This window comes from Azospira sp. I09, assembly GCF_009177135.1.
GTDB classification, from domain to species: Bacteria; Pseudomonadota; Gammaproteobacteria; order Burkholderiales; family Rhodocyclaceae; genus Azospira; species Azospira oryzae.
Genome location: NZ_AP021844.1, coordinates 2,958,711 through 2,980,992, shown reverse-complemented (window position 1 = coordinate 2,980,992; position 22,282 = coordinate 2,958,711). Strand labels below are relative to the sequence as shown.

Genomic DNA, 22,282 nt, shown 5'->3' with positions numbered 1-22,282 from the left:
GCCGATGCTGGGGCCTGCCTCCGCCTGGGGGTAAAATCCGCCCCATGACCATCGATCCCAGCGCCCTCTCCCCTCTCGGCAAGGCCAGCGAGTACCGCTGCCATTACGCCCCGGAACTGCTCTTTCCCATTCCCCGCCAGCTGAAGCGGGACGAGATCGGCATCGACCCGGCCCGCCTGCCCTTCGTCGGCGAGGACCTGTGGAACGCCTACGAGATTTCCTGGCTCAATCCCCGGGGCAAGCCGGTGGTGGCCCTGGGCACCTTCCGCATCCCGGCGCAGACGCCGCACCTGATCGAATCCAAGTCCTTCAAGCTGTACCTGAATTCCTTCAACCAGAGCGCCTTCGCCGACGCGCAAACGGTGGCCGCCACCCTGGTCCGGGATCTTTCCGCCGCCGCCGGCGGCCAGGTGACGGTGCAGCTGGAGCCTCTGGCTGCCCAGCCGCGGCCCCGGGTGGATTACCCCTCGGGCATCCTGCTGGACGAGCTGGACATCGAGTGCGACCGCTACCAGCCGGCGCCGGAACTGCTGCAGGCCGATGCCGGCCGCAGCGTCGAGGAAACCCTCTATTCCCACCTGCTCAAATCCAACTGCCTGGTCACCGGCCAGCCCGACTGGGGCATGGTGGTGGTGCGCTACCGGGGCCCGGCCATCGACCGCGCCGCCCTGCTGCGCTACATCGTGTCCTTCCGCGGCCACAACGAGTTCCATGAGCAGTGCGTCGAGCGCATCTTCTGCGACATCAGCGCCCGCTGCGCGCCCCAGTCCCTGGCCGTGTATGCCCGCTACACCCGGCGCGGCGGCCTGGACATCAATCCCTTCCGCAGCAGCGGCGAGTTCCTGCCGCCCGACAACATCCGGGAAGTGCGGCAGTAGTTTTCAGTTGGGGGAAATGGGGGCTGCCGGCGCTGCGGCAGCGCCGGACCGTCAGGACAGGCGCTGGCTGAGGAAGGCGCTGAAGTTGTCCGCCGGCAGGGGCTTGGCGAAGTAGTAGCCCTGGGCTTCGTCGCAGCCCAGCTCCTGCAGCAGGGCGAGGATTTCCGCCGTTTCTACCCCTTCGGCGATGGTCTTCAGGCCCAGGCTGCGGGCCAGCTGGATGATAGCCCGCACGATGGCGGCGTCGTCCGGATCGCTGCAGAGGTCGCGCACGAAGGACTGGTCCACCTTCAGTTTGTCCACGGCGAAGCGCTTCAGGTAGGAAAGGCTGGAATAGCCGGTGCCGAAGTCGTCGATGGACATCTGCACACCAATGGCGTTGAGGCGCTGCACCGTGCCCAGGATGTTCTCCGCATCCTGGATCAGGATCGATTCGGTCAGTTCCAGTTCCAGACAGCGGGAAGGCAGGGCGGAGGTGGCCAGGGCGCTGGCCACCGTGCCCACCAGGTCGCCGCGCATGAACTGCACGGCGGAAAGATTGACCGCCACCACCAGGGGCGGCAGGCCGGCCCGCTGCCAGGCGGCGGCCTGATGGCAGGCCATGCGGATCACCCATTCGCCGATGGGCACGATCAGGCCCGTGTCCTCGGCGATGCCGATGAAGCGGCCCGGGGCCAGCAGGCCCAGTTCCGGATGCTGCCAGCGGATCAGGGCCTCGGCACCGATCACTTCCTGGGTGCGCAAATCGATCTGGGGCTGGTAGTGCAGCACGAACTCGTTGCGCGCCAGGGCCAGGCGCAGGTCGTTACTCAGGCGCAGGCGCTCGCCCACGTCCTTGTCCATTTCCCGGTCGAAAAAGCGGTAGCCGTTGCGGCCGGCGCCCTTGGCCCGGTACATGGCCGTATCCGCCTTTTTCAGCAGGGTGTCGAAATCGCCGCCGTCGTCGGGGAAAAGGGAAACGCCGATGGAAACGGAGGTGGACAGGTCGTGGCCCTGGATTTCGAAGGGCGCCTGCATCTGCTCCACGATGCGGCTCACCAGGCTCTCCGCCAGCCGGGACTGCTCCAGGTCTTCCAGCAGGATGAGGAACTCGTCGCCACCCTGGCGGCTGACCGTGCTGCCGGCCGGCACCAGGGACTGCAGGCGCTGGCCGATGGCCTGCAGCAGCAGGTCGCCCAGGGTGTGGCCGAGGGAGTCGTTCACCGTCTTGAAATTGTCCAGATCGATATAGACCAGGCCCACCCGGGAGGACTGGTCCCGGGCCCGCTCCACCGCCCGCTCGAAACGTTCCCGCACCAGGATGCGGTTGGGCAGTTCGGTCAGGGGGTCGTGGTAGGCGAGGAACTGGATGCGCGCCTCCGCCGCCTGGCGCTCGGCCATCTCCAGGCTCAGGCGCAGGTAGGGATCGCGCACGCTGGAGACGAACACTGCCTTGTAGATCCAGAAATAGGCGATGACCTTGTAGGTGTGGCCGAGCAGCTGGAACACGTCATTGACGTTGGAGTACAGGGTGAAGCACAGCTCCGAGAGGATGGTGATGAGCACCGCGGTAAACAGGTTGGCGGCGTCGAAGGCGGGCTTGCCCTGGGTCTTCGGATAGAGGATCACCGCGGTGGCGCCGAGGATGGCGATGAGGCCGTATTCGGCGGCGATCTTGAGACCGGTGAGGCCCACCCCGGGCACGAACATGGTGGGCCAGAAATCCGGCAGGTAAAGCTCCGAGACGAACACCGCGGCGGTCACCAGCAGGGCCCACAGCATCAGCCGGTAGCGGTCCCGGGGGCGGGCCAGGGGCTGCCAGGGGCGCAGGGCGATGGTGAGCAGGGTCAGGGCCGCCACATAGCGGGCCGCCAGCCAGAAGATGATGGCCTTCTGGGGCGAGGAGGGGGTGACGAAGTCGGGCATGCCCCGGTAGGAGAGGGTATGGCCGAAATCCAGCAGGGCCACGGCGAGGAAGCCGCAGGCCAGGATCATCAGGTTGCCCGCCCGCTCCCGGCTGTAGGCATGCCAGGATACGGCGAAGACCAGCACGGAGACGACGAAGGAGAAGCTCTCCATCACCGTGTGCAGGGTCAGGGGGAAGATGGTGTCGCTCTGCTTGAGTCCGCCCAGGGGCGGCAGCAGCCAGACCACGACGAAAAGCAGGGAAAGGACGATCACCAGGCCCCAGGGAATGGGGCTGTAGCGGGTCAGGGGAGCGGCCTCCGGGGGGGCGGCTGCGGGCGTCGAGAGAATGGGCAGGGGCCGGGACATGGGTGGGTGGGAAAACAAGCCTTCTGGGGAATCGGGGCTGTTACTCGAACCGCCGGCCTGCCGACATGGGGCGGGCCTTGTTGTGGGTCATTCTCATTAACCCCGATGCGGCGGAAAACCGCACCAGGCAAAGCCCGATCAGGCTAACCGAAGCCCGGTGACTTTTCAAATCACCTACATCCTGCGGGGGCTTTTTTTCGCTTTTGATTCACATCATAAACCTGGGTTTCCGTAGGGGCATAGAGTGGTCGAACCTTGAGCCGGCCCTTCGAGCCGTGCCTGCCGATTGGGGGAATCATCCGTGAATATTTCCAGCATTCTGGTCAACGCCGGGCCGCAGCAGATCGCGGCCGTCGAGGCGGGTCTGGCGACCTTGGCGGGCGTGGAGGTCCACGCCGTCTCCGAAGAGGGCCGCATGATCGTCACCATCGAGAGCGACGGCGACCGGGAAACCACCCAAACCTACGAGGCGATACAGCAGCTGCCGGGCGTCATGTCCCTGGCCATGGTGTATCACCACTTCGAACCTGATCCCGAGAAGGAGTCCTGAGATGAACCTGACCCGTCGCGACTTTATCAAGAGCAGCGCCGTCGCCGCCGCCGCCAACGCCGCCGGCATGGCGGTGCCCGGCGTATCCGAAGCCCTGGCGCAGCAGCCGAAGAATGACGGCATCCGCTGGGACAAGGGCGTCTGCCGCTTCTGCGGCACCGGCTGCGGTGTCCTGGTGGGCACCAAGGACGGCCGCGTGGTGGCCACCCAGGGCGATCCGGAAGCGCCGGTAAACCGGGGCCTCAACTGCATCAAGGGTTACTTCCTCTCCAAGATCATGTACGGCAAGGACCGCCTGACCCAGCCCCTGCTGCGCATGAAGAACGGCCAGTACGACAAGAACGGCGACTTCACCCCCATTTCCTGGGACCAGGCCTACGACATCATGGCCGAGAAGTGCAAGGCAGCCCTCAAGGCCGGCGGCCCGCGCAACATCGCCATGTTCGGCTCCGGCCAGTGGACCATCTGGGAAGGCTATGCCGCCGCCAAGCTGTGGAAGGCCGGTTTCCGCTCCAACAACCTGGACCCCAATGCCCGCCACTGCATGGCTTCCGCCGTGGCTGGCTTCATGCGCACCTTCGGCATCGACGAGCCCATGGGCTGCTATGACGATGCGGAGCACGCCGACGTGTTCGCCCTGTGGGGCTCCAACATGGCGGAGATGCACCCCATCCTCTGGTCCCGCATCACCGACCGCCGCCTCAACGCCAAGCACGTCAAGATTCACGTGCTGTCCACCTTCACCCACCGCTCCTGCGAGCTGGCCGACAACGAGCTGATCTTCAAGCCCCAGTCCGACCTGGCCATCCTCAACTACATCGCCAACTACATCATCCAGAACGGCGCGGTGAACCAGGACTTCGTCAAGAACCACGTCAAGTTCAAGAAGGGCGTCACCGACATCGGCTACGGCCTGCGTCCCAACCACCCCCTGGAACAGGCCGCCGGCAACAACGGCTACCCGGGCCCGGACGGCAAACCCAAGGGCGACCCCAACAAGGCCACCGACATCTCCTTCGACGAGTTCAAGGCCTTCGTCGCCGAGTACACCCTGGACAAGACCCACGAGATTTCCGGCGTGCCCAAGGAAAACCTGGAAGCCCTGGCCAAGGCCTATGCCGATCCCAAGGTGAAGGTCGTCTCCTACTGGACCATGGGCTTCAACCAGCACACCCGGGGCACCTGGGTGAACAACATGATCTACAACGTGCACCTGCTGGTGGGCAAGATCTCCGAGCCTGGCAACGGCCCCTTCTCCCTCACCGGCCAGCCTTCCGCCTGCGGCACGGCCCGGGAAGTGGGCACCTTCGCCCATCGCCTGCCCGCCGACATGGTGGTGGTCAATCCCAAGCACCGGGAAATCACCGAGAAGCTGTGGAAGCTGCCCGCCGGCACCATCCCCGACTGGGTGGGTCTGCACGCCGTGGCCCAGAGCCGCGCCCTGAAGGATGGCAAGGTGGCCTTCTTCTGGTCCACCACCACCAACAACATGCAGGCCGGCCCCAACATCAACGGCGAGGTCTACCCGGGCTGGCGCAATCCGGCCGCCTTCGTGGTGCACTCCGACGTCTATCCCACCGTCTCCGCCCTGGCCGCCGACCTGATCCTGCCCTCCGCCATGTGGATGGAAAAGGAAGGCGCCTACGGCAACGCCGAGCGCCGCACCCAGTTCTGGCGCCAGCAGGTCAAGCCCCAGGGCCAGGCCCGCTCCGACGTGCTGCAGTACGTGGAATTCTCCAAGCGCTTCAAGATGGAGGAAGTGTGGCCCGCCGAACTGCTGGACAAGGCCCCCGAGTACAAGGGCAAGACCCTCTATGACGTGCTCTACGCCAACGGCGAAGTGAACAAGTTCCCCGTCTCCGACCAGCTGAAGGGCTTCGAGAACGAGGAAGGCAAGGTCCTCGGCTTCTACCTGCAGAAGGGCCTGTTCGAGGAGTACGCTGCCTTCGGCCGCGGCCATGGCCACGACCTGGCCGCCTTCGACACCTATCACAAGGCCCGCGGCCTGCGCTGGCCGGTGGTGGACAACAAGGAAACCCTGTGGCGCTTCCGCGAAGGCTACGACCCCTACGTCAAGGCCGGCGAGAAGGTGCGCTTCTACGGCTTCCCCGACGGCAAGGCGGTGGTCTTCGCCCTGCCCTACCAGCCTGCCGCCGAGCAGCCGGATGCCGAGTACGACCTGTGGCTCTGTACCGGCCGCGTGCTGGAGCACTGGCACACCGGCTCCATGACCCGGCGCGTGCCCGAGCTGTACAAGGCCATGCCCGACGCCTGGATCTACATGCATCCGGAAGACGCCAAGAAGCGCGGCCTGCAGCGCGGCGACACGGTCAAGGTGCAGTCCCGCCGCGGCGAGATTTCCACCCGGGTGGAAACCCGGGGCCGCAACAAGCCGCCCCTGGGCCTGGTCTTCGTGCCCTTCTTCGACGAGCACCGGCTGGTGAACAAGCTGACCCTGGACGCCACCTGCCCCATCTCGAAAGAGACGGACTTCAAGAAGTGCGCCTGCAAGGTGGTCAAGGCCTAAGCACCTACACAACCGGATAAGGCATCAGGGAGGCCGGCGGGGCGGACAGCGAAGTCCGCCCCCAGTCGGTTCCCGCCGCCGGTCACGCCATGAGCGATCTTTCCAACTCCCCTCCTGCCAAGTCCGACAAGGCTGCGGCGGCCCGGCGCCAGTTCTTCGCCGACGCCGGCCGCATGGCCTGCGGCGTCGGGCTGCTGGGTCTCGGTCTGGGCTTCCACGCCAAGCAGGCCCGGGCCCTGCCGCCGGCAGCCCTGCGCCCGCCCGGTGCCGGTGCGGAGGAGGACTTTCTCGGTGCCTGCATCCGTTGCGGCCTGTGCGTGCGCGACTGTCCCTATGGCACCCTGTCCCTGGCCCGGCCGGAGCAGCCGGTCTCCACCGGCACGCCCTACTTCGTCGCCCGCCAGGTGCCCTGCGAGATGTGCGAGGACATCCCCTGCGTCAAGGCCTGCCCCACCGGCGCCCTGGACCACGGCCTCACCGACATCAACCAGGCCCGCATGGGCCTGGCGGTCCTGCTCGACCAGGAGACCTGCCTCAATTTCCTCGGCCTGCGCTGCGACGTCTGCTACCGGGTGTGCCCGGTGATCGACAAGGCCATCACCCTGGAGCTGCGCCCCAACACCCGCACCGGCCGCCACAGCATGTTCATTCCCGCGGTGCATTCCGAGCACTGTACGGGCTGCGGCAAATGCGAGCGCTCCTGCGTCCTCGAAACCGCCGCCATCAAGGTCCTGCCCGTGCCCCTGGCCAAGGGCGAGCTGGGCCAGCACTACCGGGTCGGCTGGGAGGAAGAACAGAAGGCCGGCCATTCCCTGGTGGACGACAAGGGCCTGGGCGACCTGCCGGACCGCATGCCTGAAGGCGCCCGCCTGGAGGGCCACTTCGACCCGGCCAGCCAGGGAGGCCCGTCCCTCGTCCCCGGCAAGCCGGCCACCCCGGGCAGCGGCGTCGATAGCCTGGCGCCGAGCATCCCCGGTGCCGATGCCCATGGACCGGGCGTTCCGGCCATACCCCAGAACATCCCCGGTGGCGGCCTGCCCAACCGGCTTTCCGACGAGGCGGCGCGATGAGCTTCCTCTCTCCCCGTTTCCCCGCCGCCCTGGCCGCCAAGGGCCGACTCGGCGCCAACCGCTGGCTGCTGCTGCGGCGCCTGTCCCAGTTCGGCATCCTGGGCCTGTTCCTGCTCGGCCCCCTGGCCGGCCTGTGGCTGGTCAAGGGCAACCTCAGCTACAGCCTGACCCTGGACACCCTGCCCCTGGCCGATCCCCTGCTGGTACTGCAGGTGCTGTTCTCCGGCCATCGCCCCGAGGGCCTGGCCCTGCTCGGCGCCGCCATCGTGCTCGCCTTCTACCTGCTGGTGGGCGGCCGGGTGTATTGCTCCTGGGTCTGCCCCATGAACCTGGTCACCGACCTGGCCGGCTGGCTGCGGGAGCGCCTCGGTCTCAAGGGCAGCGCCCACATCAGCCGCCGCAGCCGCTACTGGATCCTGGGGCTGACCCTGCTGCTGCCCCTGGCCGGCGCCGGCCTGGCCTGGGAGCTGATCAATCCGGTATCCATGCTGCACCGGGGCCTCATCTTCGGCCTGGGCGCCGCCTGGACCGTGGTCCTCGCCATTTTCCTGCTGGACCTGCTGATCATGAGCCGGGGCTGGTGCGGTCACCTGTGCCCGGTGGGCGCCTTCTACAGCCTGCTCGGCCGCACCAGCCTGCTGCGGGTCAGCGCCCGGCGGCGCCAGGACTGCGACGACTGCATGGACTGCTTCGCCGCCTGCCCCGAACCCCAGGTCATCCGCCCCGCCCTCAAGGGCGAGGCCAACGGCACCGGCCCGGTCATCCTGGCCTCTGCCTGCACCAACTGCGGCCGCTGCATCGACGTTTGCGCCAAGGACGTCTTCGTCTTCGGCAGCCGCTTCAACCAGCACACCCAGCGCTGCGCCCCGGCCGGGGAGGCCGAAGGCCAGACAGACCATCGCAAGACCATCCATTGAGGAGCCGACCATGAACCGACTGCACAAACTGACCCTGGCCATCCTGGCCGCCTCCTTCGCCTGCCTGGCCCAGGCCGCCGATGCGCCCAAGACCATGCGCGGCGCCGACATTCCCGCCGGCGACCCGGCCCCCGAGGTGAAGGCCTACGCCGGCAAGAAGCCGGGCCTGCAACAGCCCATCGCCCGCACCTACAAGGAGCAGCCGCCGGTGATCCCCCATGCGGTGGACAACTTCGACGAGATCACCCTGGAAGAGAACCAGTGCCTGACCTGCCACGGTCCGGAGAAGTACAAGGAGAAGAAGGCCCCGAAGATCGGCGAGAGCCACTTCATCGACCGGGAAGGCAAGCAGCACGCCGAAGTCACCCACCTGCGCCACAACTGCGTGCAGTGCCACGTGCCCCAGGTGGATGCTCCGCCCCTGGTGGAAAACACCTTCGTCGGCAACATCGCCGCCAGCAAGGACGCCAAGGCCAAGAAGAAATAAGCAGACCGTTACGCCTGCCGGCAGCAACGGCGATTGCCATCACTTCCGGGTCCGCCCGGTTACAGAGGGAAGCGGAGCACCTGCGGCGGCGGGGCTCCGCTTTTTTTTTCGCGCCCCATCGTGCCGGACAGGTGGCGTGAGGCGGCATCCTCCTCCGTCCGCCCGGGGCCGGTGTCCGCCCTGGAACATGGTCCCGGGAGCCCGCCCGGGCTCCACCCCGGATTCCGGCCCCGAGTACCGCTCGCCCCTCTCCCTGGGCGGCGGTCCGCTCTGTATAATTATGTATTTTTAATTCCACCGATTTCAGGAGCCTCTCCATGTCCCAGCGTCCCTTCAAAGTTCTCGGCATCCAGCAGATCGCCATCGGCGGCCCTTCCAAGGACAAGCTGAAGACCCTGTGGGTCGACATGCTGGGCCTGGAAGTCACCGGCAATTTCGTCTCCGAGCGGGAAAACGTGGACGAGGACATCTGCGCCATGGGCAAGGGCCCCTTCAAGGTCGAAGTGGACCTGATGCAGCCCCTGGACCCGGAAAAGAAGCCGGCGGTGCACACCACCCCCCTCAACCACGTGGGCCTGTGGATCGACGACCTGCCCAAGGCCGTGGAATGGCTGACGGCCAACGGCGTGCGCTTCGCCCCCGGCGGCATCCGCAAGGGCGCGGCCGGTTTCGACATCTGCTTCCTGCACCCCAAGGGCAACGAGGAATCCCCCATCGGCGGCGAAGGCGTGCTGATCGAGCTGGTGCAGGCTCCCGCCGAAGTGGTGGACGCCTTCGCCAAGCTGGCCGGCTGAGCAGCGCCGCCCACAGGCTTTCGCAATGAAAAGGCCGCCCACGGGCGGCCTTTTGCACGTTCACGCTGCCCGCAACGCCCTACTGGCCCACCTGACGGAAGGTGTTGCGGCCGGCCCGCTTGGCTTCGTACATAGCCTCGTCGGCCCGCCTGAGCAGGGTCTGGGCGTCCTCCCCGTCCTCCGGATAGAAGGCCAGGCCGGCGCTGGCGGAGACCAGCAGTTCCCGCCCCTCCAGCACCACCGGCCGGCTCATTTCCGCCACCACCTTGGCCGCTACCTGGCGCCCGTCCTCCACCGCCGCCAGATCCTCCAGCACCAGCACGAACTCGTCACCGCCCAGGCGCGCCACCGTATCCACCGCCCGCACCGAGCGTTGCAGGCGGTCCGCCAGCACCACCAGCAACTGGTCGCCCACGGCATGACCATGCTTATCGTTGATCGGCTTGAAGCCGTCCAGGTCGATCAGCAGCAGGGCCAGACGGGTGCCGTTGCGCCGCCCCACCGCCAGACCGTGGCTGATACGGTCGTCGAGCAGCAGACGGTTGGCCAGCCCGGTCAGGGGATCGTGCCGCGCCATGCGCTGCAACTGCTGCTCGTTGGCCAGCAGGCGATCGTTGGCGGCGGCCAGGTCCCGGGTCCGTTCCGCCACCCGGGCCTCCAGCAGTTGCTCATTGCTGCGCAGGGCGTTGACCAGGTCCTGCTTGCTGTGGAGAGCCTCGCCCTGGGCCAGTTCCCGGGCCAGGCGCTCGGCCTGGATGCGGTCGGCCAGGGCAAAGGAGAGCAGCAGCATCTCCAGGGCCGAACCGATCTGCATGCCGTAGGAAGTGAACAGGGTGGTGGGCAGCCAGCCCAGGTTGCGCAGGGCCATCATGCCCACCCCCACCAGCAGCAGGGACCAGGCCAGGAGGAAGTAGCGGGCCCCCGGGTGGCGCCGCAGCTGGGCATGGACGCCCACCGCCACGGCCACGGCGGAAAAGGCGGCACCCAGCAGGGAGGTGAGGATGGCGGCCCAGCGGTAAGGCAGCAGGGCCGGCCCCAGGGCGGCCACGGCAAAGCCGGCGGCCAGGGCCAGGATCAGCTTGTCGGCCCGGGGATTGCTGTGCCGGGTATTGAGGAAGAGGCGGGTAAAAATGGCGCCGAAGAAGCCGGTGGCGGCAAAGCCCGAGGGCAGGGCCACATTGCCCCAGGCGGGGAAGGCCGGCCAGATGTATTCGTTGCCCAGGCCGTTGAGGGACAGCTGGCCCACCGCCATGCTCACGGCGAAGGCCACATAGACCAGATAGATGCGCTCCCGCAGGGCGAAGAAGAGCAGCAGGTTGTACAGGCCCAGGGCCAGCAGCATGCCGTAGTAGAGGGAGAAGCCGGCGTAGGCGTCCTGGTTGTGCAGGCGGAAGGCATCCGGCGTCCACAGGGTCAGGGGCAAAGTCAGGCTGCCCTCCGACTCCACCCGCAGATAGAGGGCGAGGGATTCCCCGGGCGCCAGCTCCAGGGGCAGCACCAGATTGCGGTTGGGATAGGGGCGTTCGGCAAAGGGCAGGCGGTCCCCGGTTAATTGGTAGTCGACGCGGCCGTCGGCCCGGGGCAGGAATAGCTCCACCCGGTCGAGGGAGGGAAAGGCGATCTCCAGCAGCCACGGGCTGGAACGCTGCAGGCGGGACTCCAGGGGAATGCGCAGCCAGAAGGCAGAGGAGGAATAGCCGAAGTTCAATTCGCCCAGGGCATGGGCCGGCGCGAAGCGGCCTGCGGCGGCGGCCTGCCGCACGGCGGCCAGGTCGAGCTTGCCGCCCGGGTCTTCCAGCACTTCCACGTGGGGCACCAGAGCAAAGCTGCCGTCGTCCTGATCCAGCACCAGGGGATGGGCCCGGACGGCGGCAGGCAGCAGGAGCAGAAAAAACAGGAGGGCCTGCCACAGCAAGGCCGGGCGGTCTCTGGGAGCCGAGGGGGAGTGGAACACGGATGTCTCCGCTTGTATTTATGCCCGCATTCTAACCACAGACGTCCCCGGGCAGAGGAGTAAAATGCCCCATCCACCGATCCTTCCGCCCCTGCCATGAGCGTTGCCCCGCCCTCCCCCTCCCAGCGTCAGGCCCGCAGCCGTTACCAGCGGGGCATGCTGGCCTGGCTGCAACAGCCGGGGGACCCGGCCGGACTGCCGGAGATGCGGGCCGCGGTGCGCCACCTGGAAGCCGCCGCCGGCGGCGACTTCGCCCCCTTCTGGCACAGTGCCGAAGTGTTCCTGCGCGCCATCTCCGACGGCACCCTGGCAGTGGATGCGGAATCCCGCCGCCTCTGCGCCCGCATCGACCTGCAGATGCGGGCCGCCCTGAATGGCAGCGAAGCCCCCGAGGGCGGCCTGGCCGAGGAACTGCAGCAGTGCATCCGCCAGGGTGCCGGCCAGCTGCCGCCGGTGACCGAACTGATTTCCCTGATGGCCAAGCCCGAGGCCCCGGACCTGGACGCTGAGGCGGTAGCCGCCTGGAGCGCCGCCGGCAACGCCGCCGTGGCCGCCTGGAACGGGCGCGGCAGCGGCGATCTGGCTCCCTTCCGGCGGGCCCTGATCGACCTCTGCGCCGCCGCCATGAGCCTCAACCTGCCGGAGACCCTGCACCTGGCCGAATCCCTGGCCGGCGTCGGCGACCTTCTCGACGCCCCGGAGGCGGCCGAGGACCCCTACCTGCGCGCCGCCATCGCCGCCGCCCTGGAACTGCTCGGCGACACCCGGGACCTGGGCCTGCCGGTCTTCGCCGAACGGGTGGCCCACGTCGCCCAGCGCCTGGCCGAATGCCGGGAAAGCCAGCGTCCCGCCGTCTCGCCCACCCTGCTGCGCCTCTTTGCCGGCGAAATCGGCGAGCAGGCGGCCCTGATGCGGGAGGAACTGGCCTGCCTGGAACCGGATGGGGAAGCCCTGGCCGAATCGGCCCACTGCCTGGCGGACCACGCCGCCCACCTGGAACTGGACAGTGCCGAAGCCCTGGCCCAGGGTCTGGCGGCGGCCATCGTCCGGGCCCAGGCCGGCCACGGTTTCGACCACCCGGAAGTCCGCGAGGCCCTGGAAGCGGCCCTGGCCGAACTGGACACCATGGCCGACTTTCTCCTGGTGGCCCAACCCCTGCCCGAAGCCACGGACATCCTGGAAATCCTGGCCCAGGTCTGACGCGGCACCGCGTCTGCCGCCACCGGCCTCCCTCCCTCGCCGTAATATCCATGTAAGCAACAGGGTATTTACTGGCCTTGCCGGCCCGCCGCCAGACGGCGCAGGCGGGCAGCCAGTCCAGGGAGAAAAAAATGAACCAGATGCCGCTAGTACCGCCCGGCAGGGACACCCTGCCCAGGATCGAACGCCTGTTGCGCCGCGAGCTGGCGCTGTTCTTCACCCTGTGCGCCCTCCTCGGCGCCTTCCTGGCCTACGGCGCCCTGCGCACCCTGGCCTCGCCCTCCGCCCCGCCCCATCCCGTGCTGCAGGCCCGGGCCGACGTCCGGCCATAAAAAAAGGGCGATATTATACTTGACGTACCCACTTACCTCTCCTATACTGAATGCATATTCAAGGAGGCTGTCATGGGTGCGTCCATTCTATCTGCTCCGTACTTCCACAACGAAGAAGCTGCTTACGAATTCGTAGAATCCCGTCTGTGGCCCAGTGGCCCGGTCTGCCCTCACTGTGGCTGTGTGGAACGTATAAGCAAGATGGGGGGCAAGAGCACTCGCATAGGCGCTTACAAGTGCTACAACTGCCGGAAGCCCTTCACCGTGAAAGTTGGCACCATCTTCGAGTCTAGCCACATCCCAATGCGGCTGTGGCTCCAAGCCATCTTCCTGATCTCTTCTAGCAAGAAGGGAATCAGTGCCAATCAGCTTCACCGCACCCTGGGCATCACCCTCAAGTCAGCCTGGTTCATGTCTCACCGGATTCGGGAAGCCATGCGCTCCGGCGACTTCTCCCCGTTCGGTTCCGAAGGTGGTCCAGTGGAAGTAGATGAAACCTTCATTGGGCGTGACTACACCAAGAAGCCAAAGGGCGAGAAGAAGGGGCGCGGCTACGACCACAAGAACAAGGTACTGTCCTTGGTTGACCGCACTAGCGGCCAGGCCCGCAGCATGGTGGTGGACGACCTCAAAGCCAAGACCCTGATCCCAATCCTGGAAGCAAACATCGCCCGGGAAGCACGGATCATGACCGACGAAGCCGGCCAGTACAAAAATGTAGGTCAGCACTTCGCTGGTCACGCTTTTACCCGGCATGGCATGGGTGAATACGTATCCAAGATTGATCCCACCATTCACACCAACACCATCGAGGGCTTCTTCTCGATCTTCAAGCGCGGCATGAAGGGCGTCTATCAGCACTGTGGCCACCACCATCTGAACCGCTACCTTGCAGAATTCGATTTCCGCTACAACAATCGCAAGGCGCTCGGTATCGAAGATCAGGAGCGGGCTGAAAAACTGCTTCAGGGTGTGAAGGGCAAGCGGTTAACCTATGAAACGACTGCTCAATGAGGAGTCGCACAGGAAAGGAATCAAACGTGGCAGAAAACCCAAAGCCAAAGCCTGAGCAAGACGACCCGGAGCAATCCAAGCGATTCATGGAGATAGCCGAGTTGCTGGGCAATGAAGAAATGGCCACTTCATTTGAGGCCGCCATTTCAGCCATCTCTACCGCGCAAAAAACAAAACCGGATCAGTCGTCTAAAGACTGATCTTGCCACGTCACCGATTCCAATCTCTCCAAGACGGGCGAGGTGCCTGTCCACTTGGCGGTTATCGCTGCGCTCATGGGAGAAATGGCAGATAAGGGGTTGGATTTCCGCGCTGTGCTGGCCCGAATCAAGATCGAGCCACGGCCAGCCAACGGGTTTGCCGCTCAGGGGGTATTTGGCGGTCAGAAGAACAAACCAGAAACAGGTGTTGAAAAATGAATCAGCCCATAATTACTGACAGCACAGCACAGCACAGCACAGCACAGCACAGCACAGCACAGCACAGCACAGCACAGCACAGCACAGCACAGCACAGCACAGCACAGCACACAGCTAAAGCGGTGCGTGATGTCATCAGGTCACTTCGGTGGGAAGTGATCTGATGACAAGAGTCAAATCCCACCCTGATCTGCTTTCTCAGCTTGATCATCTCAACGCCCAAGAACTGCGCCGATTACTGGCTGAACACCTCACCCGCCAGAAGCTGGGGTTGTATTGGGAACGTAATTCCATTGAGCACGACCAGGCCCTGAACGCCAATGTGGTGTTGCCCCGCCTCGTGCCAGATTGGAGCCACACACCAGAGGGGTGCACCGAGCACCGCAACCTGATCATCGAGGGCGATAACTTCGACAGCCTGCGGCTGTTGCGAAGCACCCACGCTGGCAAAATTCGGGTGATATATATCGATCCCCCCTACAACACTGGAAACAAGGACTGGGTCTACAACGACAGCTACGTGGGCGTAAACGACCGCTGGCGGCACAGCCAGTGGCTAGAGTTTCTGTACCAGCGGCTGACCCTGGCACGAGACCTGCTGACAGCCGATGGCGTGATCTTGGTCAGTATCAACGACGAGAACCGTGCCCGGTTAGAAATGCTGATGGATGAAGTTTTTCCTGGACGGCGACTAGGAACTATTGTTTGGCGAACGCGTCAAGGCTCCAATGCCGATCAGCAGTGCTTCCTGTCGGTGGATCACGAGCACGTATTGGTTTATGGCAACCTGGGTTTTGCTTTCAAGGGTTTTGACAAAACCTATGAGATGTACAGCAACCCCGATAATGATCCCCGTGGGGACTGGCGACCAGATAATCTTACTTTAGGGTTTTCTTATAAAGAACGACCGAATCTCTACTACCCTTTAGTCGATGAGAAGACTGGGATTTCCTACCCTCCAAACCCTGACCGGATTTGGGTCTACGCCAGCGAAACACGATTGAAACCTGGGCAGGCACTACAGGCGAAAAGTATGGAGGAGTTTGTTCGCTTGGGACAAATCCTTTTCCCGCAAGATCAGCGCGTGGAGACCTGGAATACGCTAGAAGACTTGCTAGCTGCAATTGACAAAGGGGATGTCCCCAAAAGTGGCAAGACCCCAATACTGCGACGGGATTTGCCAGATCTTGAGCAATGGGTAGGAAAGCCTGTGGGGTTTGGCCGCCCGCAGTTCAAACGCTACAAGGCAGATCTCCGAAACCAAACTCAACCTTTGTCCAGCTGGGTTGTGCCCACCTTTGAAGAAGGCACCTATGAGGCTGATATCAGTTTGACGTCGGCTACAAACCAGGAGGGGGCACGGCAGGTGGCGCAGATTTTTGGGGATCGGGCCTTCAACTATGCAAAACCGACTTCACTGATTAAAGGGTTGCTGTCCCAGGCAACGAAACCGAACGACATCGTGCTGGATTTCTTCGCGGGCTCAGGCACTACGGGGCAAGTGGTGCTGGAGTTAAACGCAGAAGACGGTGGTCAACGCCGCTTCATCCTGTGCAGCAGTACCGAAGTCACGGATAAAGAACTCGCCAAGAATCTCTGCCGCGACGTGTGCGCCGAACGCATCCGCCGCGTGATGCAGGGTTATGGCGGCAAGCCTGGCTATCCACTGGCGCAGAGCGGCGAATTTGCCTACCTGCAACTCGACAAGTTGAACCCCGCCGACGTAGCGCTGGATGCCGGGCCGGAGCACGCCGCCACCTTGCTGGCACTCCGCCATGCCGCTGCCGTGCCCGTGGCTTACGCCCAAAGCGAGATCCGCATCGTGGCCAAGGGGGCAGATTGGCTGCTGGTGCTGTGTTCGTCGGTCAACACCGAAGTGATGGAAAACCTGTGTGCGCTGCCAGCGCAGCATGGCGTGGCCAAGTTGGTGGTCTATGCGCCACGCCCCAAAGCCTTGGCTGCGCTGCTGGCTGAGCGGGGGGTGGAGGCACAGGTCCATGCCTTGCGCCATGCACTGACTCAAGGCCAGGGGAGCCGCCAATGACGACAACACACGCAACGTATCAGCTGCTGCAGGTGCCTTTGAATCTAGGGGGTCACGCCACCACCTTACAGCCTGAAGCCTTCCAGGCCGAGTTGATAAACAATATAAGCACCGCCCTTCTGCGCACACCGTCGCCGCCATGCTTGTTACGGGCACCCACGGGTGCAGGCAAGACCTTTGTCATGGGCCAGGTCCTGCAGCACGTGGGTGCGCAGCGCGAGGTGCTGTGGTTCTGGTTCGTGCCATTCGTGACACTGGTGAGCCAGACGCTGGATTCCTTGTTGCAACACTCGTCAGGCTTGGCGCCTACCTTGTTCTCGCAGGGACGTAACCAGGATGTGGGGGCAGGCACAGTGCTCATTTCCACCGCGCAGGGCGTTGCTCGTGCGCAGTGGCGTACCAAGGGCTATAACGCTGATGGCGACGACGATATTCGCACGCTGGCTGCCCTGGTGGCCCGTGCCCGCGCCAAGGGCCTGCGAATTGGCCTGGTGGTGGATGAAGCGCATATCGGCCTGGACAAAAGCACCGAGTTTGGAAAATTCGCCCACTGGTTGCAAGCCGACTACCTGCTGATGGCCACGGCCACACCTAAGGATCAGCGTCTGACGGACTTTCTGGCCCACGCGGGCTACAGCGGGCAGGAACACTTTTCTGTCAGCCGTGATGATGTGGTCAAAGCCCGACTGAACAAACAGTACATCGAAGCGGTGGTTTACAGCCTGGGCTCTTCCATGCAACAGGTGACCGACCTGCGCCGCACCGTGTTGCGCCAGGCCTGGGCACGTAACGTGCTGATCGGCCAACAACTCAAGCAGGCGGGCATTGCTTGCACACCACTCCTGTTGGTGCAGGTGGCCAATGGCGAGCGTACGGTAGATGAGGCGGCGGACGAGCTGATGCGTCAATGCCATGTGCCGCTCGCAGCCATTGGCAAACATTCGGCAGACGAGCCTGACCCGGTGCTAATGGCCGCCATTGCCAACGACACCAGCAAGCAGGTACTGATCTTCAAACAGTCGGCGGGTACGGGCTTTGATGCACCGCGAGCTTTTGTGCTGGCGAGCACAAAGCCGGTGAACGATACAGATTTCGCTATGCAGTTTATCGGGCGGGTCATGCGTGTAGCCCGCCAAGTGCGCGACGGCTTCCCTAAGCCACTACCGATCCCAGCAGACCTGAACACAGCCTATGTGTACCTGGGTAACGCCCAAGCACAGGCAGGTTTTGAAGCTGCCGTGCAAGCCACCAGCATGGTTAAAAGCCAGCTTGAAGGCCAGACCGAAAAGCTGACCACCCGGCACACCGTGGCCGGTGGCGTGGTCTACACCAACCGGCCAACCCCAGAGCAGCCCCTGAGCTACAACCTAGGGATGCCGAGCATATCAGCCACAGAGGAGCCCTCTGGTGCGTCCGATGCTGCGCAGTTGCCACCTGAATGGAGCGAGCACTACAGACAGCCGGAGCCACAGTCCTTGGGACAGGATCTGTTCGGTGATGCCTTGTGGCCGCTGGACACTACCGTGGCAGACCCCAATGAGAAGAAGGTTGCACGCGTCGATAAACCGCACACCCGCGCCGAAGTTGTGCAAGCTTTGGGTGAAAACCGCCTACGTGTGTTCTATCGTAAGCAAGGCCTCCCCACCCTGAGTAATGCCTTGAAGTCAGAAGAGAAGCCATCGCTTGTGGCTTTGTCGGCCATCTCGCAGCACGTGGCACAGTCTCTGCCGATCAGCACCACGCTGGCAGAGACCGCCGTGCACGCCGCACTCAACCGCATTCAACAAAGCGAGCGGCATAAAGAGCTGACCGAAGGCGCCTGCTATGAGCAGAAAATTCATGTCGTGACAGACCGTGCTGCGCTGGCGCGGGAGGCCATGACCGCGCTACAGGAGTTGCCGCATGCGGAGGAAGAAGATTACCGCATCATCGTGTTGACCCTATGTTCCCGCCTGCGTCCAACTCTGGACGCCGTGTTGGCTACCACGCCAGCCGATGACCCCTTGTCGGAGACTGACTTGATCCGCCTGACACGTGATGCCGCGCACTGGGTCATTCGGGATTCTGCTCAAGAATTGCGCGAAGCCATCTTTCAGGCAATCGCAAATCAAGCCAAGCAGGTGGATGCACAACCCTTGCCAGACGCAATGATCTTCCCTCTGGACATCGCGCTGGAAGGTTCAGCCAAAAACGTCTACGGCGTGTTGCCCCCCTCCACTGAGGCCGCACAAGATGTCGAGTCGGTGTTGTTCATGGATGAACGCCACTGGTGGGCGGACAAGGTGTTTACGCTGGACGATGGCGCGGTCTTTAGCGTGGGGCGCTACGACGGAGCAGTCAAACTGAATTCGCTGGAGCAGGCGTTTGCCCGCGCCCTTGATGAAGCAGAGTTTGTGCACTGGTGGCATCGGAACCCAGACAAGAAGCCATACTCGGTACGCGTGGTGCGGGCCGAGCACGAGCATTACTTCTATCCAGACTTCGTGGTGTGTGTTTCGCATGAAGATGGTGACCCACCCATGCAACGCCTGCTGGAGACAAAAGAAAGCACCAAGGATGCTGCCCGCAAAGCGCAGCACTACCCCGCAGCCTATGGCAAAGTACTTTTCCTCACTCCTGATGGTAATCGACTGCGCTGGATCAATGACGACGGTAGCTTAGGTGAAGTGGTGAAATTCACCGAATTGAACACCATTCATGACAAGTTGAGGACTTCGTTCGTCCGTTGTTCTTAACGACGACTTGGCACAGTGAGGAAACCTAGGAGAATACTCACCACAACCCGTCTCGGCCGGAACTCGGCCGAGACCACAACGCCATCTCAGCCACGACAATCCGCTTTTCTCTGTCAACCCAACGCCATATTAATCGTTAGACACTCTATGAACGCCCACGCTACCCACTGCATATCCCCCATGCAGCCACAGGTCAAACCTGTCTGGTTCGGTAGCCGCTTGTTCACTCACAGCGAGCGATACCCCCTCATCGGCTGATCCAGCCGTCTCGGCTCTCCCCGAGCCACCTCCCCCTTCAGGAATTCACACAGCGGTTGCCCGCCGCTGTTGTGCATTGTCGCGCCCCCGCTTTGTTGCCAAGGGAGTCATCGCATGGCCTCTAAACTCCAACTTCAGCCGTTGCTATCCAGCCATATCCGTTTCGGTAGTAACAACGACCTGGCCGACGCCTGCACCGTCGCCGCTCGTCATCTCACCCCCGCCCGTGGGGCACTGGATAACATCGCCTTTGAATTCTCCAAAGACCTGTTTGTAGCGGTATCTCTGCACTTGGTCTATAGCCAAGGCAAGCAGTTCGCCACCGTCAAGGACGTACTGGAATTCATTGCCGACCCGGGTTGGGAAGATCCCCGACAAACCCTGCTTTGCCTGCAGCAAGAAATGCTATTCGGCCAGCAAGAGTTGGCCGTTCGTTGGATCCAGGGTTTCACCAAGAAAGCCCTGCACCTCCCCAGCGAAATAATGGAGAGCCTGATGCAGCGCTGCATTTCACACTGGCAGTCGGCCTTCGGGACGGCGGGTGCGACGGGGCGCCACAAAAAGCCCCGTCACAGTGTCCAGGTATTCAATCCTGAGTTGGTCGAACAAGCCGCCGAGCGGATGGCAGGGTTGGACTCTGAGAAGCGAGGCGCGGCTGGCCGTTCATTGCAAAACGCCCGGCACAACCAAGGCTATCGCACCATCCCCAATGCAGGGAAGGCCCACAAGAAGCTCGATGCCGCCAAATGCCGTTTCGAGAACCTGGGCGACCCGATCAGCCGCCTGCAAATGGACTTGGTGCTCTCTGCCGCCATGAAGCCCCAGGAGTTCAACATCACCCCAGTGCTCCTGTTGGGTGACCCCGGGGTAGGCAAAACCTACTTTGCCACCCAGTTGGCCGAGGCCTTGGGCGTGCCCACAGACAAGATCAGTGCTGGCGGCGCCCAGGGCGGCTTTCAAATCACGGGTTCCCATACCAGCTGGCGGAGCGCCCGCCCGGGTTCCGTCTTCACCATACTGGCCGAAGGGCAATCCGCCTCCCCGGTCATTGTGGTGGACGAGGTGGATAAGATCGCCGATGGCCTGTACCCCGTGTTGCCCGCCTTGTTGGACCTGCTGGAGCCCAATACGGGGCGTCGCTTCAAAGACGAATTCTTCGAGATGGAGTTCGACGCCAGCCGGGCCATTGTGGTGCTCACCGCCAATAGCCTGTTAGGCGTGCCAACCCCCTTGCTTTCCCGGGTGGAGGTATTTGAGGTGCCCCGCCCGGACCTGTTGCAACGGCGCCGCATTATTGAATGCCATGCCGAACTTTTGCGACTAAAGACCTGGACCCACATCCATCTGGACAAGGACGGCAGTGCCCGGCTGGCGGAGCGGGACGATCTGGATCTGCGAAAGACCACCCGCCTGGTCAAAGAAGCCTTTGCCAATGCGCTACTGACCGGTGAGACGGTGGCCAAGTTGGTGCTTCCCAAATCCGAGGCCCGGCGCAGTATCGGGTTTGGCATGTGATTGATTCAGTCGAAAGGGGCTTCGTCATGAGCAAAGTATCTTCATCCATACCGCTGATGCGTGTTTTTTTCGATACGGAATTCACCGAGTTGGGCATTGATCCCCGCCTGATTTCCATCGGCCTGGTGGCCGAAGATGGTGAGCGCACCTTCTATGCCGAGTTGTCCGATACCTACGAGGATCGGCAGTGCAGCGACTTCGTTCGGAAAGCAGTATTGCCTCATCTGGAAGGCGGGGTGGCACGTATTCCCATGAACAGGCTCACCCTTCGGCTTGGGAAGTGGCTGGAGAGCCTGGATGCCCCCGTAAAGCTGGTGACTGATTCCCTGTCATGGGATTGGCCCTGGATTCAGGAGATTTTCCAGCAGGAGGAAACCTGGCCAGCGAACGTCGACGGCAAGCCGGAAATCCTGGATCGAAGCCCAGCATTTGATCTGGCCGTGGAGAAGGCCTTTACCACGGGCCTGCGCCGTCACCATTCTCTGGATGACGCAAAGGCCAACCGCTTGGCATGGCTGGCAACCCAACCCTGAACCTCTAAGACCCGAGGCCGAACCATGAAAATTGCGCTTTATTCCGACCTGCATCTGGAGTGCCTGGCGGCCTCCTGGCAACCCGCGCCGTTGGATGTAGACGTGGTGCTGCTGGCCGGAGATATTGCCCCCCACACTCACGGCATGCGGTGGGCAGCCACGACTTTTGCCGACTGGCCCAAGGCCCCGGCGGTCTTCTACGTGGCCGGCAACCATGAGTTCTACGATGCGAGCTTTGGCCTATATGCCGAACTACAAAAGCCGGTCTGGGCCGAACAGGGAGTCACGTGCCTAGAGCGGCGCACGGTGGAACTGGACGGCGTGCGCATTCTCGGTTGTACGCTCTGGAGTGGCTTTAGCCTCCATGGACATGGTGCCCAGCAAGCCCTGGCCATGACGGGTGCCCGCAATGGGATCAACGACTATTGGGTTATTCGTGGGCATGATGGCAAGACGCTGGAGCCCCGGGAAACCGTGGCGATGTATCGGCGTTCGCTGGGATGGCTGGATACGGAGCTAGCCAAACCCTTCGATGGCAAAACCGTAGTGGTGACGCACTTTGCCCCCCATCGGGGCTGTGTCGCCCCGCAACACGAAGGGAGTGCGGTATCCCCGTACTTTGTCACCGATCTGAGCCACCTGATGGTCGCCCATCGGATTGATGTCTGGTGCCATGGCCACACCCATACCAACAACGACTTCGTGGCTGAAAATGGCTGCCGGGTAGTGTCGAACCAGCGGGGCTATCCCCGCGAAGTGGCCACCAGCGGCTTCCGGCCTGAGTTGGTGCTTGAGGTTTGAC

General features: G+C 63.4%; 19 protein-coding genes. 17 read left to right on the top strand and 2 right to left on the bottom strand.

Annotated elements, in window-relative coordinates; all coding sequences use genetic code 11:
- The first annotated feature begins 44 nt into the window (after positions 1-44).
- On the top strand, positions 45-878 hold the full coding sequence (gene queF / locus AZSP09_RS13925) for an NADPH-dependent 7-cyano-7-deazaguanine reductase QueF (RefSeq protein WP_152090382.1): 834 nt from the start codon (positions 45-47) through the stop codon (positions 876-878).
- A gap of 51 nt (positions 879-929) precedes the next feature.
- Here the strand turns inward: queF and AZSP09_RS13920 are convergent, their stop codons facing one another.
- Positions 930-3,131: a putative bifunctional diguanylate cyclase/phosphodiesterase gene (locus tag AZSP09_RS13920; RefSeq protein WP_152090381.1), complete on the bottom strand. Its 2,202-nt coding sequence runs from the start codon at positions 3,129-3,131 to the stop codon at positions 930-932.
- Between the two features lie 301 nt (positions 3,132-3,432).
- Between AZSP09_RS13920 and AZSP09_RS13915 the strand changes: the two genes are divergently transcribed.
- The 6 genes from AZSP09_RS13915 (at position 3,433) to AZSP09_RS13890 (ending at position 9,476) form a co-directional block, all read left to right on the top strand.
- Entirely contained in the window at positions 3,433-3,681 is a 249-nt protein-coding gene (locus AZSP09_RS13915; RefSeq protein WP_014235622.1) for a chaperone NapD, read from the top strand.
- A gap of 1 nt (position 3,682) precedes the next feature.
- On the top strand, positions 3,683-6,208 hold the full coding sequence (gene napA, locus AZSP09_RS13910; RefSeq protein ID WP_152090380.1) for a nitrate reductase catalytic subunit NapA: 2,526 nt from the start codon (positions 3,683-3,685) through the stop codon (positions 6,206-6,208).
- Positions 6,209-6,297: 89 nt separating this feature from the next.
- Positions 6,298-7,278, top strand: coding sequence for a ferredoxin-type protein NapG (gene napG, locus AZSP09_RS13905; RefSeq protein WP_152090379.1), 981 nt, complete (start codon positions 6,298-6,300; stop codon positions 7,276-7,278).
- Positions 7,275-8,195: a quinol dehydrogenase ferredoxin subunit NapH gene (gene napH, locus AZSP09_RS13900; RefSeq protein WP_152090378.1), complete on the top strand. Its 921-nt coding sequence runs from the start codon at positions 7,275-7,277 to the stop codon at positions 8,193-8,195. Before napG ends, napH begins: the two co-directional genes overlap by 4 nt.
- A gap of 10 nt (positions 8,196-8,205) precedes the next feature.
- A complete protein-coding gene (locus tag AZSP09_RS13895; RefSeq protein WP_130459820.1) occupies positions 8,206-8,682 on the top strand; it encodes a nitrate reductase cytochrome c-type subunit in 477 nt (158 codons plus the stop codon).
- 317 nt (positions 8,683-8,999) lie between these two features.
- Positions 9,000-9,476, top strand: coding sequence for a VOC family protein (locus tag AZSP09_RS13890; RefSeq protein WP_014235627.1), 477 nt, complete (start codon positions 9,000-9,002; stop codon positions 9,474-9,476).
- 79 nt (positions 9,477-9,555) lie between these two features.
- Here the strand turns inward: AZSP09_RS13890 and AZSP09_RS13885 are convergent, their stop codons facing one another.
- The gene (locus AZSP09_RS13885) at positions 9,556-11,430 is read right to left on the bottom strand and encodes a diguanylate cyclase (RefSeq protein WP_152090377.1); all 1,875 of its coding nucleotides are present in this window, start codon (positions 11,428-11,430) and stop codon (positions 9,556-9,558) included.
- Between the two features lie 96 nt (positions 11,431-11,526).
- Between AZSP09_RS13885 and AZSP09_RS13880 the strand changes: the two genes are divergently transcribed.
- The 10 genes from AZSP09_RS13880 to AZSP09_RS13845 all read left to right on the top strand — a co-directional run bounded on the left by AZSP09_RS13880 (position 11,527) and on the right by AZSP09_RS13845 (position 22,281).
- Entirely contained in the window at positions 11,527-12,630 is a 1,104-nt protein-coding gene (locus AZSP09_RS13880) for a hypothetical protein (RefSeq protein WP_152090376.1), read from the top strand.
- 131 nt (positions 12,631-12,761) lie between these two features.
- The gene (locus AZSP09_RS13875) at positions 12,762-12,962 is read left to right on the top strand and encodes a hypothetical protein (protein WP_014235630.1); all 201 of its coding nucleotides are present in this window, start codon (positions 12,762-12,764) and stop codon (positions 12,960-12,962) included.
- A 72-nt stretch (positions 12,963-13,034) separates the two neighbouring features.
- Positions 13,035-13,976 carry an IS1595 family transposase gene (locus AZSP09_RS13870; RefSeq protein WP_152090375.1) on the top strand — a complete coding sequence of 314 codons (942 nt, stop codon included), beginning with the start codon at positions 13,035-13,037 and terminating at the stop codon, positions 13,974-13,976.
- 26 nt (positions 13,977-14,002) lie between these two features.
- Positions 14,003-14,176: a hypothetical protein gene (locus AZSP09_RS20000; RefSeq protein ID WP_172974769.1), complete on the top strand. Its 174-nt coding sequence runs from the start codon at positions 14,003-14,005 to the stop codon at positions 14,174-14,176.
- Positions 14,177-14,230: 54 nt separating this feature from the next.
- Positions 14,231-14,395, top strand: coding sequence for a hypothetical protein (locus AZSP09_RS19995; protein ID WP_172974768.1), 165 nt, complete (start codon positions 14,231-14,233; stop codon positions 14,393-14,395).
- A gap of 163 nt (positions 14,396-14,558) precedes the next feature.
- On the top strand, positions 14,559-16,439 hold the full coding sequence (locus tag AZSP09_RS13865; protein WP_152090374.1) for a site-specific DNA-methyltransferase: 1,881 nt from the start codon (positions 14,559-14,561) through the stop codon (positions 16,437-16,439).
- Complete coding sequence (locus tag AZSP09_RS13860; protein ID WP_152090373.1) at positions 16,436-19,174, top strand: DEAD/DEAH box helicase; 2,739 nt, start codon at positions 16,436-16,438, stop codon at positions 19,172-19,174. Before AZSP09_RS13865 ends, AZSP09_RS13860 begins: the two co-directional genes overlap by 4 nt.
- Positions 19,175-19,546: 372 nt before the next feature.
- Positions 19,547-20,947: an AAA family ATPase gene (locus AZSP09_RS13855; RefSeq protein ID WP_152090372.1), complete on the top strand. Its 1,401-nt coding sequence runs from the start codon at positions 19,547-19,549 to the stop codon at positions 20,945-20,947.
- A 26-nt stretch (positions 20,948-20,973) separates the two neighbouring features.
- Positions 20,974-21,480, top strand: coding sequence for a 3'-5' exoribonuclease domain-containing protein (locus AZSP09_RS13850; RefSeq protein WP_152090371.1), 507 nt, complete (start codon positions 20,974-20,976; stop codon positions 21,478-21,480).
- Positions 21,481-21,504: 24 nt separating this feature from the next.
- A complete protein-coding gene (locus tag AZSP09_RS13845) occupies positions 21,505-22,281 on the top strand; it encodes a metallophosphoesterase (RefSeq protein WP_152090370.1) in 777 nt (258 codons plus the stop codon).
- Position 22,282 lies beyond the last annotated feature (1 nt).